The organism is Pseudomonas sp. LAMO17WK12:I5, from assembly GCF_900215165.1.
GTDB lineage: Bacteria > Pseudomonadota > Gammaproteobacteria > Pseudomonadales > Pseudomonadaceae > Aquipseudomonas > Aquipseudomonas putida_A.
Map to the genome: position 1 here is coordinate 1 of NZ_OBDS01000002.1, position 14,755 is coordinate 14,755.

Here is a 14,755-nt window from a genome sequence, read left to right on the forward strand (position 1 = left end):
GTATGCGAATACTGCTGATCAGATTGAATGCCATGCTGCGAGACGGCACAGAGTGGCGGTGACGAACGGTGGCAGTAAGACAGTTGCTCCCACATTTGGAATGCATTCTCCTGTGGGAGCGGGCTTGCTCGCGAAAGCGTCAACCCGGTCTCAGAGCTGGCCGCGCAACCCGAACCGCTTCATCAACGTCGACTCCAGCAATCCCTTGGGCAACAACGTCGCCAGCAACGGCAACACCCGGCTGCCATTACCAATGCGGATCAATCTTGGCGGCGTGCCCCGCTGCACAGCCTTGAGCAACTCAGCCGCAAACTCACTGGCCGGCGTCGATTTCTCCTCCCACATTTGGAATGCATTCTCCTGTGGGAGCGAGCCTGCTCGCGAAAGCGTCAACCCGGTCTCAGAGCCGGCCGCGCAAGCCGAACCGCTTCATCAACGTCGACTCCAGCAATCCCTTGGGCAATAACGTCGCCAGCAATGGCAACGCGCGGCTGCCATTACCAATGCGGATCAAGCGAGGCGGCGTGCCCTGCTGCACAGCCTTGAGCAACTCAGCCGCAAACTCACTGGCCGGCGTCGGTTTGTCCTCCCACATTTGGAATGCATTCTCCTGTGGGAGCGAGCCCGCTCGCGAAAGCGTCGACTCGGTCTCAGAGCTGGCCGCGCAACCCGAACCGCTTCATCAACGTCGACTCCAGCAATCCCTTGGGCAATAACGTCGCCAGCAATGGCAACGCGCGGCTGCCATTACCAATGCGGATCAAGCGAGGCGGCGTGCCCTGCTGCACAGCCTTGAGCAACTCAGCCGCAAACTCACTGGCCGGCGTCGGTTTGTCCTCCCACATTTGGAATGCATTCTCCTGTGGGAGCGAGCCCGCTCGCGAAAGCGTCGACTCGGTCTCAGAGCTGGCCGCGCAACCCGAACCGCTTCATCAACGTCGACTCCAGCAATCCCTTGGGCAATAACGTCGCCAGCAATGGCAACGCGCGGCTGCCATTACCAATGCGGATCAAGCGTGGCGGCGTGTTCTGCTGCACAGCCTTGAGCAACTCAGCCGCAAACTCACTGGCCGGGGTCGGCTTGTCCTGCGATGCCTTGGCCCGCGCACGAATCCCCTCACGCAACGGAAACCACGGTGATTGCTCGTTGATCAGTTGCTCCGCTTCATGCCCGGCATTCTTGGCGAAGCTCGACTGAATCGCTCCCGGCTGCACCTCCATCACGCGGATACCGAACGGCGCCAGCTCCATGCGCAGCGCATCGCTCAGCGCATGCACCGCGGCCTTCGAGGCGCAGTAGGCGCCGGCGAACGGCGTGACCAGTACCCCTGAGACACTGCCGATATTCACCACCAGCCCCTTGGCCCGGCGCAGTACCGGAAACAGGGCGCGGGTAACGCCGACAATCGAGAACACATTGGTTTCGAACTGACGCTGCATGGCCGGTACGCCGCCGTCGAGCAGCGGCCCCATCGCGCCATAACCGGCGTTGTTGATCAGCACGTCGAGGCCGCCGTGTTGCTGGTTGATGCGCTCAGCGAGTTGTTCCAGCGCCACACTGTCATTGACGTCCAGCGCGATTGCGCTGAACCCCGCAGCGGCGAGGGCCGCGACGTCTTCAGCCTTGCGCGCACTGGCCCAGACCTCGTAACCGGCGGCTTTGAACGCGTCAGCGAGGGCGCGGCCAATGCCGCTGGAGCAACCGGTAATCAACGCAACGGGCATGGCGCATTCCTTGTGCAAAAAATGGGAGGAGGGGGATCAGTCGGAGAAACTGCCCTGCAAGCGCTCGGCACGAAACTCCAGGGTTTGTGGGCGATAACCGGGGCGCAGTGGAGGCATCGGCAGGCAGTCTTCCCAGTCGCCACCGGCCTGCAGTTCGCCGGGGCCGCGATAGCGCGGGGCGGTGTATTGGTTGTCGGCCAGATTGACCGTGTCGCCCGGCGCGTAAGCTGCGATGCGCCAGCGCAGTTCAGTCAGCGGCACGTCGTTGCCGTTTTTCATTTTCAATTGCAGCGGCCGATCTGCCGGGCATTGTTCCGGTGCATAGCTGATGCGCATCTCAAGGCGCGCCAGTTGCTTGAGCTCGCGGTTGTCCAGCCACACCACCCACATGGCCACCAGGCCCAGACCGATAGCCGCGGCCACGGAGACCGGCACAGCCTTGGCGGGATAGCGCAGCAGCAGAATCAACCAGGTGATGATCAGCAGGATGCCGATGAACATGAGGGAAGGCTCCTTGGTTCGTGAGTACCATCCTACCGGAGGGCCGGCGCAATGGACATTCGCGCGTATTCCGAATGTACCGTCAGTCGGTACTGTAATTTCTGACAGTTGAAAATCGCAAAGCGCGGATGCTCTGATGCCCTGAAGCATGGATAACGCTAGTGCCGGGAGCAAGCTGATGAACAAACATGGCAAAACACCGACGCTTTCAGTAAGCGACCCGCGCGGACTGCAGGTTCGGACGGTTGGTTATTGGCGTGCCGACGACCTTTGCCCAGCTCAAACCCGCGTCAATCGCACGGTGCGTGACGCTGCCGGAAGGGTTGTGGAACAGTGGGATCCGCGCCTGTGGGCACTGCAAACGACCGAGCCGCTGACGCCAGCGAATCTGCGCACCCTTTATTCGTTGATCGGGCAAACGCTGCGCTCCGACAGCGTCGATGCCGGTACGCAGCTGGCGTTGTACGGGCTGGGTGCCGAGACGCTGTACGACTGGGACAGTCGAGAGACCTGGCGCGAGGTGCAACACGACCCGCTGCTGCGTCCGATTGCCGTGTTCGAAGAAGGCGCATCCGAGCCTAGGCGGTGCGTCGAACGTCTCACTTACGGTCAGCCCGGCGCGGGTGATCCCTCCCGGAATCAGCTGGGCCAGTTGATTCGGCACGATGATCCGGCGGGTAGTGTGTGCTCGCAAAGCTTTGCAATCAGTGGGCAATGCATTGAAAGCACGCGGCACTTCACCCTCGACCCCAGCGTCCCCGATTGGCCGCAAAACGTTGATGACCGCCAGCGCTTGCTGGAGCCCGGTGACGGTGCAACGACCCGCTGGCGCTTCGGGCCGCTGGGGCAGGTACTCGAACAAGTCGATGCACGTGATAATCGACAGGACCGCGAGTTGACGCTGGACGGTCAGTTGCGTGCCTGCCATCTGCAATTGCGGCACCAGACCAAAGCGCAAACGCTGGTGAGCGACATTCGTTACAACGCTGATGGGCAAGTCACTCAGGAACTGGCGGGCAATGGTGTGCTGACGACGCTGACCTATCAGCCCGAGGACGGTCGTTTGCGAACCCGCCATGCGAGGAAAGTCGGGGGCGAGGTATTGCAACATCTGATCTACGACTATGACCCGATGGGCAACTTGCTGAGCATCGAGGACAAGGCACTGCCGATCCGGTATTTCGCCAACCAGCGTATCGATCCTGTCAGGCGTTTCGACTATGACAGCTTCTACCAGTTGCATGTGGCCACCGGTTGGGAAGCAGGTGCTGCTACTCAAGGTCCGGCGTCCATCGGACGTGACGATCCGGCAGCAGTGAGCAATTATCGACAGACCTTCGACTACGATGAATCCGGCAATCTGCTGCTGCTGACGCATGTTGGCGCGCGCAATGGCCGCGAGCTCAAAGCTGCGCGATCAAGTAATCGCTGTTTGCCTTACCGTAATGGCGTGCCACCGACGGAAGAGGAGATTGCCGCGGCGTTCGATGCCCGTGGCAATTTGCGAGCGCTGTACGCGGGGAGTTCATTGACGTGGAATCTGCGTAATCAGTTGCAAGCGGTCACGCCGGTCGAACGTGCCAGCGGCCCCAATGACCGTGAACACTATTGCTACGACGGTGCCGGCCAACGTGTGCGCAAGATTCGCTCGTTACAGACGAATGCCCGCGGCGTCTCGGCCCAGGTGCGCTATTTGCCTGGGCTGGAGCTACGTACCGACACGGCCACCGGTGAACAACTGCAAGTGATTTCCGTCGAGGGCCACATCAGCCGTGTACACGTGCTGCACTGGGAAAGTGCTCCGCCCACCGGTTCCAATGACCATTATCGGTACACGCTGACGGATCATCTCGGATCGACCTGCTTGGAACTGGGCGAGGATGCCCGGCTCATCAGTCAAGAAACTTTCTTCCCGTTCGGTGAAACGGCGTGGAGCAAGGACACCGAGGCCAGTTACAAAACCCTGCGTTATTCGGGCAAGGAGCGCGATGCCACAGGTCTCTATTATTACGGCTATCGCTATTACATGCCGTGGTTGCAGCGCTGGTTGAATCCTGACCCGAAAGGCTTTATCGACGGGCCGAACCTGTATCAGATGGTGGGTAACTCGCCCATGAACCATGTCGACACCGATGGGGGCGGGAAGACCGCCACATCTGAGTTGGCTGACAGTGTGCAAAAGCAGCAGGCATTAATGAGCACGATGACCTCGGCGGCAGCGGACGTCAGAAACTCATTGCTCAATCACACTCAGGCGCGACACCGGTTTCAGGCCTTGGCCAGGCGCGTCGGGACGCAACTGGCCAGCAGCATGTTCAGCGCAGGCGCTCAAGCCGCAGGGGGCACGATTGGCACTGCAATGGGCACCGTGTTCGGACCGGTAGCCGGTTCGCTTGGGGGCAAGATTGGCACGAAGGTCGCCGATAAGTTGGCGGGTACAGCCATCGACAAGGTGGTGGACACCTATCAGTTGAACCGACCTATCCATTTCAAGGGCAGCGAATTGAATCCCAAGGTTCTGGTTGAAAGCGTCGAGCCGAAAAAGAAGCTGAGTCTTGCCACAGTGAAACTGCAATTGGCAGCGCATGATCCGCGCACAGCCGACGGTCGATCACGCTTGACCCAAATGGCGCGCGCCAAGGTCGAGGGCAAAGTGATCGAGGCAGTCTCTGAAAAACTGGGACCAGAAACTCGGGGGCTGTTCCAGACGGGGCGGGAATTCATCCATGCAGCGCAGGGACTGAATGCTGAGGCGTTAAGCAACACTTATGAACATCTTTCGGCAAACATCGACATGGTCGAGTTCAGGACGCAGGCCATCCTTACCGAGCTGGCAACCACCGGCAGCGCGGATCCGGAGCTTTTCGAAGCGGTCTCCGACTTGTCGATGCAAACGTCCAGTACGCTGCAGAGCCTGCGGCGGACCCAGGACTTTATCGGACTGCTCGCACCGGCTCCCTACGCGGGAAGGCAGCAATCGCTGGGGGGACATTCCCGGCCAAGGCTGACTCGACAACATTCGTTGAGTTGAAAAAAAGCCCCCGCCCAACCCACTGCGGATAGGGGACGCAGCGGGCTGGACGGGGGCTTCTCATTGCCGGGCGATCACTGCGCGATGGTTTTCACCGACACGCCACGTTCGATCGGGGTGGAGCGACCGTAGATATCTTCGAAGCGTTCGATATCGTCTTCGCCCAGGTAGCTGCCCGATTGCACTTCGATGATTTCCAGCGGGATCTTGCCCGGGTTGCGCAGGCGATGCACCGAGGCGATCGGGATGTAGGTCGACTGGTTTTCGCAGAGCAGGAACACGTTGTCATCGCAGGTCACTTCAGCAGTGCCGCTGACCACAATCCAGTGCTCGGCGCGGTGGTGGTGCATCTGCAGCGACAGGCACGCGCCCGGTTTGACCGAGATGTGCTTGACCTGGAAGCGGCCACCCATGTCCACCGAGTCATACGAGCCCCACGGACGGTAGACCTCGCAGTGGTTCTGGGTTTCGCTGCGACCCTGCTCGTTGAGGGTGTTAACCATCTGCTTGACGCCCTGAACCTTGTCCTTGTGGGCGATCATCATCGCGTCCTTGGTTTCGACCACGACGATGTTTTCCAGACCGATCACCGACACCAGTTTGCCGTTGCCGTGGATCATGCAGTTCTTGCTGTCCTGGATGACCACATCGCCTTTGCTGACGTTGCCGTTGGCGTCTTTCTCGTTGACTTCCCACAGCGACGACCAGCAACCGACATCGCTCCAGCCAGCGGACAGCGGCACCACGCAGGCGCGTTGGGTTTTTTCCATCACCGAGTAGTCGATGGAGTTGTCCGGGCAGCAGGCGAAGGTGGCTTCGTCCAGGGTAACGGTGTCGGCGTCCTGCTGGCTGCGCTCGAGGGTCAGCAGGCAGGTGTCGTAGATGTCCGGATCGTGCTTTTTCAGCTCTTCGAGGAAGCGGCTGGCGCGGAACAGGAACATGCCGCTGTTCCAGTAGTAGCCGCCGGATTCGACGTATTCGGTGGCGCGTTTGACGTCGGGTTTTTCGACGAAGTGCGAGACGCGGCTGACGCCTTCCGGCAGCAGCGAATCGCCAGTGGACTTGATGTAGCCGTAACCGGTTTCCGGTTTGGTCGCCGGCACGCCGAACAGCACCATTTCGCCGTTTTCGGCGGCGACGGTGGCCAGGGCGAGGGCGCGTTGCAGGGCTTTCTGGTCTTCCAGTACGTGGTCGGCCGGCAGCACCAGCATCAGTTCGTCACGACCTTCGTTGACCAACATCATTGCAGTCAGCGCTACCGCTGGTGCGGTGTTGCGGCCGAACGGTTCCATCAGGATGCGCTGGCATTCGAGGTTACGGTTGGCCAACTGTTCGTTGACGATGAAGCGGTGATCCTTGTTGCAGACCACGATCGGCGTGTCCATGCCTTCGAACACCAGGCGCTCCAGAGTTTGCTGGAACAGCGTGTGTTCACCGGTCAGGGCCAGGAATTGTTTAGGGAATTGCTTACGCGAAAGCGGCCAAAGACGTGAACCGCTACCACCTGACAAGATCACCGGAATCATATTGTTTACTCCATAAAAATCGATTGGTTAGAGGCCCTGTGGGAGCGAGCCTGCTCGCGAAAGCGGTACATCAGTCGACATTGATGTTGGATGTCGGACCGTATTCGCGAGCAGGCTCGCTCCCACAGGGTTACTGCGTCAGTTCATGAAATTGGTTAGCGAGTCGACACCGGGCGTTTCACCCAGACTGGCGACAGGCTGCTGCCGGAACCGGTGACGTACAGCACCGCTGCTTCACCGCGCTCAAGGGCGACCGGTTTCACGTCGCCGACTTTCTTGTCGCCTTCGTACAGCGCCAGGCTGACTTTCACCGGGTTGATTTCACGTTCGCCACGGCCCTTGGCAGCCACGTTCGGCACCACGTCGGTCTTGCCGTCGGCGGTCTTCAGGGTCAGCGGCTTGTCGCTGAGGTTCTGCACGCGCACCAGGGATTTCTGCTTGTTCTTGAACGGTGGTTCTTCGATCAGTTGCGGCGCGCCGGACGCGTTGTTGACCAGGGTGTAGTAGTGGTCACCGGCGAGTTTGACCGGCAGGGTCTGGCTGCCGACCTTGGCGCTGTAGTCGCCGCCCGGCATGAAGCTGAAGTCGCTGCTGGCCAGTGGCGCAACGTCGCTCAGGTTGGTGCTGCCGACGGTGGCGCTGACTTCGGCGTTGCTGGCGTTGTAGACGCGCACGAAGGTCGAGCCTTTCGGCGCGGTCGGGCCGTACAGCGCGGCGTCACCACCGGCAAAGGCCTGGACCGACAGCACGCTCAGACCCGCAACCAATGCGAAGCGTTTGGCGAGACGACGAGGAGTAGTAGTGAAAGTCATGGTGTTACCTCTCTTTCAGTTTTGCGCCCGATCGGGCGTCTCGGATTTAGTGTTGATAGCTACGTTTTGTTGGCGAGCACCGGCTTGTTTGAGCTCTGCGACCCACTGTGGGTCGGCGTCGCCGATTTCGTTGTTCACAGGCAGATATCGTTCAGGAAACTCCCAGATCAGCACCTGTGGCGGGCTGTTCTTGAAGTCATCGCTTTTCAGGTAGCTGAGCATCGGCAGGATCGGGCCGTGGCCGTCCTCGGCGTAATTGACCACGTCGCTGTGCAGCGCTTGTTTCAGCGCACCGACGAAGTTCCAGTTGGGGTTGGCGCTGTAGCTGGTACCGATCAGTGCGACCGGTACTTCGCTGCTGGCGAACAGCGCGTCGTCACCGGCAGGCTGCTCGGCGGCCACGGTGTTGCGCTTCTGCAGCGGCTCTTGTGCCGGCATCAGGTTTTCAAACAGCGGATCCAGTGGCAGGAACAGACGCAGGTCGCCCTTGTGCGTGACCTTCTCCGCTGGCGTGGTGACAAAGCGCTGTGGCTCGCCGCTGAGCGGGAACTTGTCGGCGATAGTCTTGGCCAGGGTGTTGGCGGCGATTTCAGCGCCTTCCGGGGTCCAGTGGGTGTCGGTGCGCAGGAACACTTGCTGACCGTTCTGCTTGGCTTTTTGCAGTGGGCCAAGCAGGTCCGGGGCGAGGATCTTGTCTGCGGCGACACGGGCGTGGAAGTCCTGATAGAGGTTGGCGTGGATGCTCGCCGGTTTCACTTCACCCAGGTGTTCCGGGTACAGACGCACCTTGGCCGGCACGATGGCCATCACCAGTTTCACGCCTTTCTCTTTCAGGGTCTGGCGCACGCCTTCGACCAGCGCGTAGTTGCCTTGCAGGTTCAGTTCTTCGTTGACGATCGGGTTGAATTCCTCGTCGCTGTATAGCCACTGATCGCGACCGAGCACTACGCCTGGACGACCTTCGTTGAACAGTTTGAAATCCAGCGCCGCCCAGAGGTTGGTGCCCAGACGCTTGATCGGAAACTGATCGTCGTAGTGGGTTTCCACGGCTTTGGTCCAGCGACCGTTAAGCACGGTCGCATCGGCGTTGGTGCTGAAGCCGAAGAAGCTGCGCACCGACCACAGACCGAGCACCAGCAGGGTCACCAGAAACAGCGCGATGTAGAAGATGCGTAATGAGCGGGTCATGTCAGATCCCTCAGAACTGGAAGTAAAGGAACGGCGAGAAGCTTTGCGCCGAGAGTTTGAGAATCGAGGCGATGAACAGCAGCAGGATCAGCCCGCGCATCACGTAGCGTGACCAGTCCGCCGTCCAGTAGGCCGGTTGCACCTGCGCCTCGACGCCGACGGTGTAGCCAGGCTCATGGATGCTCGCCGGGTTCTCGCCGGGGGCTGCCTTGATCATGCCCGGGGTCGCGGTGGCAGGGCCGTTGGCCTCGACGTTGACTTCAGGTTTGCTCTTCACCGGAGGCTGGTTGGTGTACAGATCACGCAGGCCGAAGAACGCCAGGGTTGCGTACGCCACCACCAGGGTCGCCACTTGCAGACCGGTGAGGCTGGCGCGGTTGAGTTCCGACAGCGACCAGTCGCTGAAGCTGAACATCGCGCCGTACATGCGCCCGGCGACGTGCAGGTTTTCGGCACGGAAGATCACCCAGCCCATCACCACCAGCAGGAAGGTCAGCGCCCAGCGGATCGGGTTGAGGCTGCGCGGCGAGGTGTTGATGCCGAGCATTTTTTCGATCGCCAGCCACATGCCGTGCCAGGCGCCCCAGACGATGTAAGTGATGTTCGCGCCGTGCCACAGACCACCCAGGAGCATGGTCAGGAACAGGTTGCGATAGGTCATCAGCGTGCCTTTACGGTTACCGCCGAGGGTGATGTACAGGTAGTCACGCAGCCAAGTCGACAGGCTGATGTGCCAGCGGCGCCAGAACTCGGTGATCGACTGGCTGATGTACGGCTGCTTGAAGTTTTCCATGAAGCGGAAACCCATCATCAGGCCCAGACCAATGGCCATGTCGCTGTAACCGGAGAAGTCGAAATACAGCTGTGCGGTGTAGGCCAGCGCGCCAAGCCAGGCATCCCCGGTGGTCGGGTTTTGCAGGGCGAAGCAGTGGTCGGCGACCACGGCGAGGGTGTCAGCGATGAAGACTTTCTTGATGAAACCCTGCATGAACCGCGTGCAACCTTCGGAGAACTTGTCGAGGGTGTGGGTGCGGTTGTTGAACTGGTCGGCGAGGTCGCGAAAACGCAGGACCGGGCCGGCAATCAAGTGCGGGAAGATCGCCACGAACGCCGCGAAGTCGATCAGGTTGCGGGTGGCCGGGGTGTCGCCGCGATACACGTCGATGATGTAGCTGATCGACTCGAAGATGTAGAACGAGATACCGATCGGCAGCAGCACGTGGGTCAGGATGAACGGCTCCAGACCGAACGAGGTCATGATCGCGTTGATGCTGTCCACGCCGAAGTTGGCGTATTTGAAGTAGCCGAGGATGCACAGGTCGACCGCCACGCCGAGCAGCAGCCAGCGCTGTGCCGGTTTGGTGCGCACGCCGGCGGCACCGACTTTCAGGCCGATCCAGTAGTTCCACAGGGTGACGCCGGCGAACAGCGCCAGGAAGTCCACCCGCCACCACGCGTAGAACACGTAGCTGGCGATCAGCAGCAACAGGTTGCGATAGCGTTGCCCGCTTAAGTAGTACAAGCCGAGAAAGATCGGCAAGAACAGAAACAGGAACACGTTGGATGAAAATACCATCCCGATCTCTCCATGTTTGAACCAACAGTCAAGGGCCAAAGCCCCCCCAAACCCCCCGTGAAAATTCAGGGGGCGACATCACTTCACTGTGGGAGCGGGCTTGCTCGCGAAGGCGGTGTGTCAGTCGACATCAGTTTTGAATGTCAGACGGCATTCGCGAGCAAGCCCGCTCCCACAGGGGATTGCATTCACTCTTACGAACCCTTGTTGCCCTTCTCATGCGACGGGTCGTAGACCTTGGTCAGGTCGCCGCCGAGGCGGAAGGTCTTGAACGGCTGCATGCCGTGCTTCTTCTCGATCACATCCGCCGGGCAGGTGTAGAGGGTGCAGAACGGTTCGAGCCAGGCGAATTTCATGTCCTCTTTCAGGTCGGTCATGTCCTGTTTTTTGCCGTTCTTTTCCTCGAACGCATCCGGGTCTTTCACCCCGGCCAGCACCCGGTCACCCAGACGCTTGAGCGCGCTGTTGTTTTCCTGACGCAGATCGACACCGTTGACCTGGGCGAAACTGGCGATCATCGCCAGTGGCGGCAGGGCGTAGTTGTGATAGGCGAGGGCGCGCTGCTGGCGCTTGAGTTCGTTGGGCAGGAAGCCGTCGGCGTCGATTTGATTGACCCCGACCTTGTATTCCTTCACTGCCCAATCAAACAGGTCGCGACGGTTGGTGGCGACGGCGGTAGCCATCACCGACCACGCGGCCCAGTACGAGTGGTTGTTGGTTTTTTCCAGCGGCAGGTTGTCCCAGTCGCTGACCACCTGATCGGCCATCTTGCTGAACCACGCCTCGATCTGCTGCGCTTCTTGCTGATGCGTGGCCAGCGGATGCGAGTCGGAGAACTTCAGGCGAATGTACGAAGAGGCCATGCTGCCCAGCGCCCATTTGCGCATCGATTTGCCGGTGTGGTTGAAGTCTTTCGACATCAACGCATCGGCCTTGGCCCACGCGGTCAGCCAGTTCAGCGTGCAGTCGAGCTGCTCCGGACGACCGTCGCGCATGAACTGCATCACTCGTTTGGCGGTGCCGCGCTCCAGCGTGGTGATGTCCTTGGTGGTGTCGCGGAAGGCTTTTTCCGATTGCACGTTCAGGGTCGCGCGGGCCTTGTCCGAGCCTTCGTACTTGCTGCGAAATTGCAGGGGCCCGGTGTACGGCGCCGGCATCGCGTCGCAGCCTTCGCTCTTGTCGCCGCTCTTGAATTTATCCACAGGCGCGAAATAGCCCTGCGGCGGACGCAGTGGTGCGGCGGCCTGAGTGGCCCCGGCGAACATCGCCAGGGTCAGCAGGGATGGCGCAAGCAAGTGTTTGATCGTTCGATTTCGCATAGCAGACCTCATTGCCCGAGCTGAGCGGTTTGTGGCCCAGCGCCCGGGAATACGTTGCGTTTGCAGATTTTCGCTTCGACTTTTTGCGGCGCGGTGCCCGCTTCGGGGCCCTGGACTTCGACAGCCAGCAGATTTTGCGAGGCCCAGTCTTCGTCCGTGCGCAGCTCAAAGGCGAAACGACCGTCGGTGTCGGAGGTTTCCGGTTTCTCGATCTTGATGTCCTCGTGGCGACCGTTCATGTACCAGAGGGTGGCTTGCAGGGTTTTCACCGAGGGGTCGGCGAAGCGGATGTCGACCTGATGGCTGCTGTTCTGCAGGTTCAGGTTTTTGCTGTTGACCAGCAGTTCCTGTTTGCCGCCAGGCTTGAGCGTGGTGCTGGCGGACATTTGCGCGTCCTTGCCTTCGCAGCCGTTGTCGAGAAGGGACATCATCTGGCGATAGATGGTTTCCTGGTCGAGGCGGTACAGCGGCGAGAATTCCCAGATCAGAATCTTCGGCGGGGTCTTCTGGAATTCGTCGCTACCGAGGTACTGCAGCATCGAACCTTCCAGACCACCGCCGGGGAAGGCGACGTTGAGAATGTCGGCGCCAATGGCCTCTTCGAGGAAGCCGGCGAAATTGTAGTTCTTGCCGCTGTGCGAGGTACCCACGAGGGTGATTTGCGGGTTGCCGGAGTCACCGAACAGGTCGCCGTCACCGGCTTCGCCTTTCGGCTCGGTGGTGAACTGGTCCATGTACTGGATCGCGTAACTGGTGCCGCACAGTTGCCCGGCCATGTTGTGCAGGGTGCCGGTCTTGCCCATGCGCCCGGTGCGTTTGGTTTCGAATTCACGCTTGGGAATGTCGGCGAAGGCCGGGATCTGCTTGACCTTCTCGGCGACGATTTTCGCTGTGCGCTGGGCACCGTATGGGGTCCAGTGCTGGTCGCCGCGGAAGTAGAAATCGTGGGCGGGCAGGGTGTCCGGCAGCGATTCGTTGGTCAGCGGCGACAGGTCCGGTACCACGTAACCCATCTGCGCGAAACGGCCGAGCATGGTCTTGTAGTTGCCCAGCGCTTTCTCGTAATCGAACGCGGCTTTTTCCTGCGGATTGAGCTTGTTGCGGTTCACCAGGCCACGGGTCGGCTGATAGACGATCACCAGTTCGACGCCTTTGGCCTTGAACGCATCGTGCAGCTGTTGCAGGCGTTTGTAGCCGGCCGGAGTGGTGTTGAACTCGGTGCGCAAATCTTCCTGGGTACGGAACAGCCAGTCGCCCTGCGCCTGCACCAGGGTGGTGAAGTTCTGCTGGTAGCGCGTGGTGTAGTTCTTCGCGTCATGGGCGGCCGGGCACAGGTTGCAGCACGGTTCGGCGCTGAATTTTGGCGGGGTGGCGCCCGCCGTGTCATCGGCGCGGGCAGCATTGCTGGCCGCCAGAATGCCCACGGTCAGGGCCGACAGGCTGAGTAATTTGATCAAGTGTGGGTGCATAAAATTATCCTCAGTCCTGCAATTCGGTCTGGCGTTCGACAGGGTCGATCAGCACGGCTTTCTGCTGGCGTACCAGCAGGTCGAGAATTTCATCCTGGCGCTCGCCGAGGATGCCGTTGAAGCTGATGCCGCTGGATTTGGTCGGCGCCAGCATCGATACGCGATATAGCTCGACGCTCAACGGCGAGTCGATGGCCATCGGGCCGCTGCCGTTGGCCGCCAGTTCACCGCCGACCACGATCAGCGAGACTTGCGCGTCGAACGGGTCGAGCTTGATGTCACGGTCGGTGTCGGTCAGGTCCTTGATGTGGCCGTAGACGCCGGTCAGCCCGTTGGCCATGGCGACGTTTTCGTAGAGGCGGATGTTCACGCTGTTACGAATGCGGATGCCGTGACGTTTGTTGCTGATGACCTTGTTACCCCACAGCAGGTTGTCGGCGGACTCGTAAAGCGTGATGCCGTCCGTGTGGTTTTTGTAGATCTCGTTGTAGGCGATGATGTTGTTGACGCTGTTACGGTCGATCACTAGGCCCGAGAGGTGGTTGTCGTAGCTCTTGTTGTTGAAGATGAAGCTGTCGTTCACTTCTCGGGAAATGATGATGCCGTGCTTCTTCTTCGTACCGTGGACGGTGTTCTCGGCAATGATCAGACCGTGGGAACGGTCGTGTGGGTCGATGCCGTAGACGATGTTGTCCTTGTAGGTGTTGCCCTTGACCACGAAGTCGCGGGTCTCGTAGCAGTAGAAGCCGTACCACATGTCGGAGAACTCGGAGCCGACGATCCAGCCGGTCGGCTCGGGACGCTTGAGCACCTTGGCCATGTTCGGCGTGTACTGGGAAATACTCACCCCGTACGACTTACTGTTGGCGTAGCCGAAACTGGCCATCTTGCTGTTGACGATGTAGGTCTCGGTGCCGCCCCAGGCCAGCAGAAACGGCCGGAATTCCTTCGGCGAACGGAAGGTGGCCGGGCCGTTGTCCTTCTCGCGCCAGCCGGTGACTTTGGTGTCACGCACGAACAGCTGACCGTCGTTGACCAGGAACGAACCGGCCTCTTGCGACAGGCGCAACTCCTGGGTCTGGCCGTCGATTTCAAGGATGCCTTTACGGCCTACCACGATCGGCAGCTTCGCCAGGTACACGCCCGGCGAGGTCTCGCTGAAGTACTGCTTGGGCAGTTTCTGCGCCAGATCCTTGAGGTTCAGGTAGCCGTCGTCGACGAAGATCGCCTGCGGGATGCCGTGCTGACGCACCACCCATTCGGCCATCTTGTTGTCGCCGCCGATGAAGTCCTTCAGGGCGTCTTCCTGCATCATCCGGCGCACGCTGATCTTGCCCGGTTTGCTGCGATTGATCTTCGCGGCAGCGGCTTCGGCGGTGAAGCCGGACAGGTCGGGCAGTTTCGGCTTGGCCAGTTCCAGCGCCTCGGTCGGCGCGCTGCTGACGGTGTAGGTCTTGGCTTGTTGCAGCTCTTTGGCGGTGGTCACCGGCTTGGCCGGTTCCACCGTGGCGAACGCGCCAGCGGAGGCCAGCAGCATGGCGCCGGCCAACAGGCTGAGCGAGCCTTTCCTTGCATGGTGCATGTCGGGCACTCCCTTGGCGGTTTGCA

10 protein-coding genes and 3 pseudogenes are annotated in these 14,755 nt (G+C 60.5%); 1 reads left to right on the top strand and 12 read right to left on the bottom strand.

Annotated features, from left to right (window positions below; genetic code table 11):
• Positions 1-150 precede the first annotated feature (150 nt).
• The 5 genes and pseudogenes from CRO59_RS02765 to CRO59_RS02785 form a co-directional block, all read right to left on the bottom strand.
• A pseudogene (locus tag CRO59_RS02765) lies at positions 151-339 on the bottom strand (short-chain dehydrogenase); the annotation flags it as partial.
• A gap of 61 nt (positions 340-400) precedes the next feature.
• A pseudogene (locus CRO59_RS02770) lies at positions 401-589 on the bottom strand (short-chain dehydrogenase); the annotation flags it as partial.
• Positions 590-650: 61 nt separating this feature from the next.
• Positions 651-830: pseudogene (locus CRO59_RS02775) on the bottom strand (short-chain dehydrogenase); the annotation flags it as partial.
• 70 nt (positions 831-900) lie between these two features.
• Positions 901-1,725: an SDR family oxidoreductase gene (locus CRO59_RS02780; protein ID WP_097093075.1), complete on the bottom strand. Its 825-nt coding sequence runs from the start codon at positions 1,723-1,725 to the stop codon at positions 901-903.
• Between the two features lie 36 nt (positions 1,726-1,761).
• Positions 1,762-2,226 (bottom strand): hypothetical protein, encoded by a 465-nt coding sequence (locus tag CRO59_RS02785; RefSeq protein ID WP_027610918.1) that lies wholly within the window; start codon positions 2,224-2,226, stop codon positions 1,762-1,764.
• Positions 2,227-2,404: 178 nt separating this feature from the next.
• Between CRO59_RS02785 and CRO59_RS02790 the strand changes: the two genes are divergently transcribed.
• Positions 2,405-5,257 carry an RHS repeat domain-containing protein gene (locus CRO59_RS02790; RefSeq protein WP_097086300.1) on the top strand — a complete coding sequence of 951 codons (2,853 nt, stop codon included), beginning with the start codon at positions 2,405-2,407 and terminating at the stop codon, positions 5,255-5,257.
• Positions 5,258-5,331: 74 nt separating this feature from the next.
• Here the strand turns inward: CRO59_RS02790 and CRO59_RS02795 are convergent, their stop codons facing one another.
• From CRO59_RS02795 to algG, 7 genes are all read right to left on the bottom strand, one after another.
• Entirely contained in the window at positions 5,332-6,783 is a 1,452-nt protein-coding gene (locus CRO59_RS02795) for a mannose-1-phosphate guanylyltransferase/mannose-6-phosphate isomerase (protein ID WP_003221833.1), read from the bottom strand.
• Between the two features lie 155 nt (positions 6,784-6,938).
• Positions 6,939-7,595, bottom strand: coding sequence for an alginate O-acetyltransferase AlgF (locus CRO59_RS02800; RefSeq protein ID WP_007969549.1), 657 nt, complete (start codon positions 7,593-7,595; stop codon positions 6,939-6,941).
• A gap of 15 nt (positions 7,596-7,610) precedes the next feature.
• On the bottom strand, positions 7,611-8,783 hold the full coding sequence (locus CRO59_RS02805) for an alginate O-acetyltransferase (protein ID WP_027610920.1): 1,173 nt from the start codon (positions 8,781-8,783) through the stop codon (positions 7,611-7,613).
• Positions 8,784-8,793: 10 nt separating this feature from the next.
• A complete protein-coding gene (locus CRO59_RS02810) occupies positions 8,794-10,359 on the bottom strand; it encodes an MBOAT family protein (RefSeq protein ID WP_007969546.1) in 1,566 nt (521 codons plus the stop codon).
• Positions 10,360-10,553: 194 nt separating this feature from the next.
• Positions 10,554-11,678, bottom strand: coding sequence for a mannuronate-specific alginate lyase (locus CRO59_RS02820; RefSeq protein ID WP_097086302.1), 1,125 nt, complete (start codon positions 11,676-11,678; stop codon positions 10,554-10,556).
• 8 nt (positions 11,679-11,686) lie between these two features.
• On the bottom strand, positions 11,687-13,147 hold the full coding sequence (locus tag CRO59_RS02825) for an alginate O-acetyltransferase (RefSeq protein WP_027610923.1): 1,461 nt from the start codon (positions 13,145-13,147) through the stop codon (positions 11,687-11,689).
• Positions 13,148-13,157: 10 nt separating this feature from the next.
• Positions 13,158-14,729: a mannuronan 5-epimerase AlgG gene (gene algG, locus CRO59_RS02830; RefSeq protein WP_097086741.1), complete on the bottom strand. Its 1,572-nt coding sequence runs from the start codon at positions 14,727-14,729 to the stop codon at positions 13,158-13,160.
• Between the last annotated feature and the right edge of the window lie 26 nt (positions 14,730-14,755).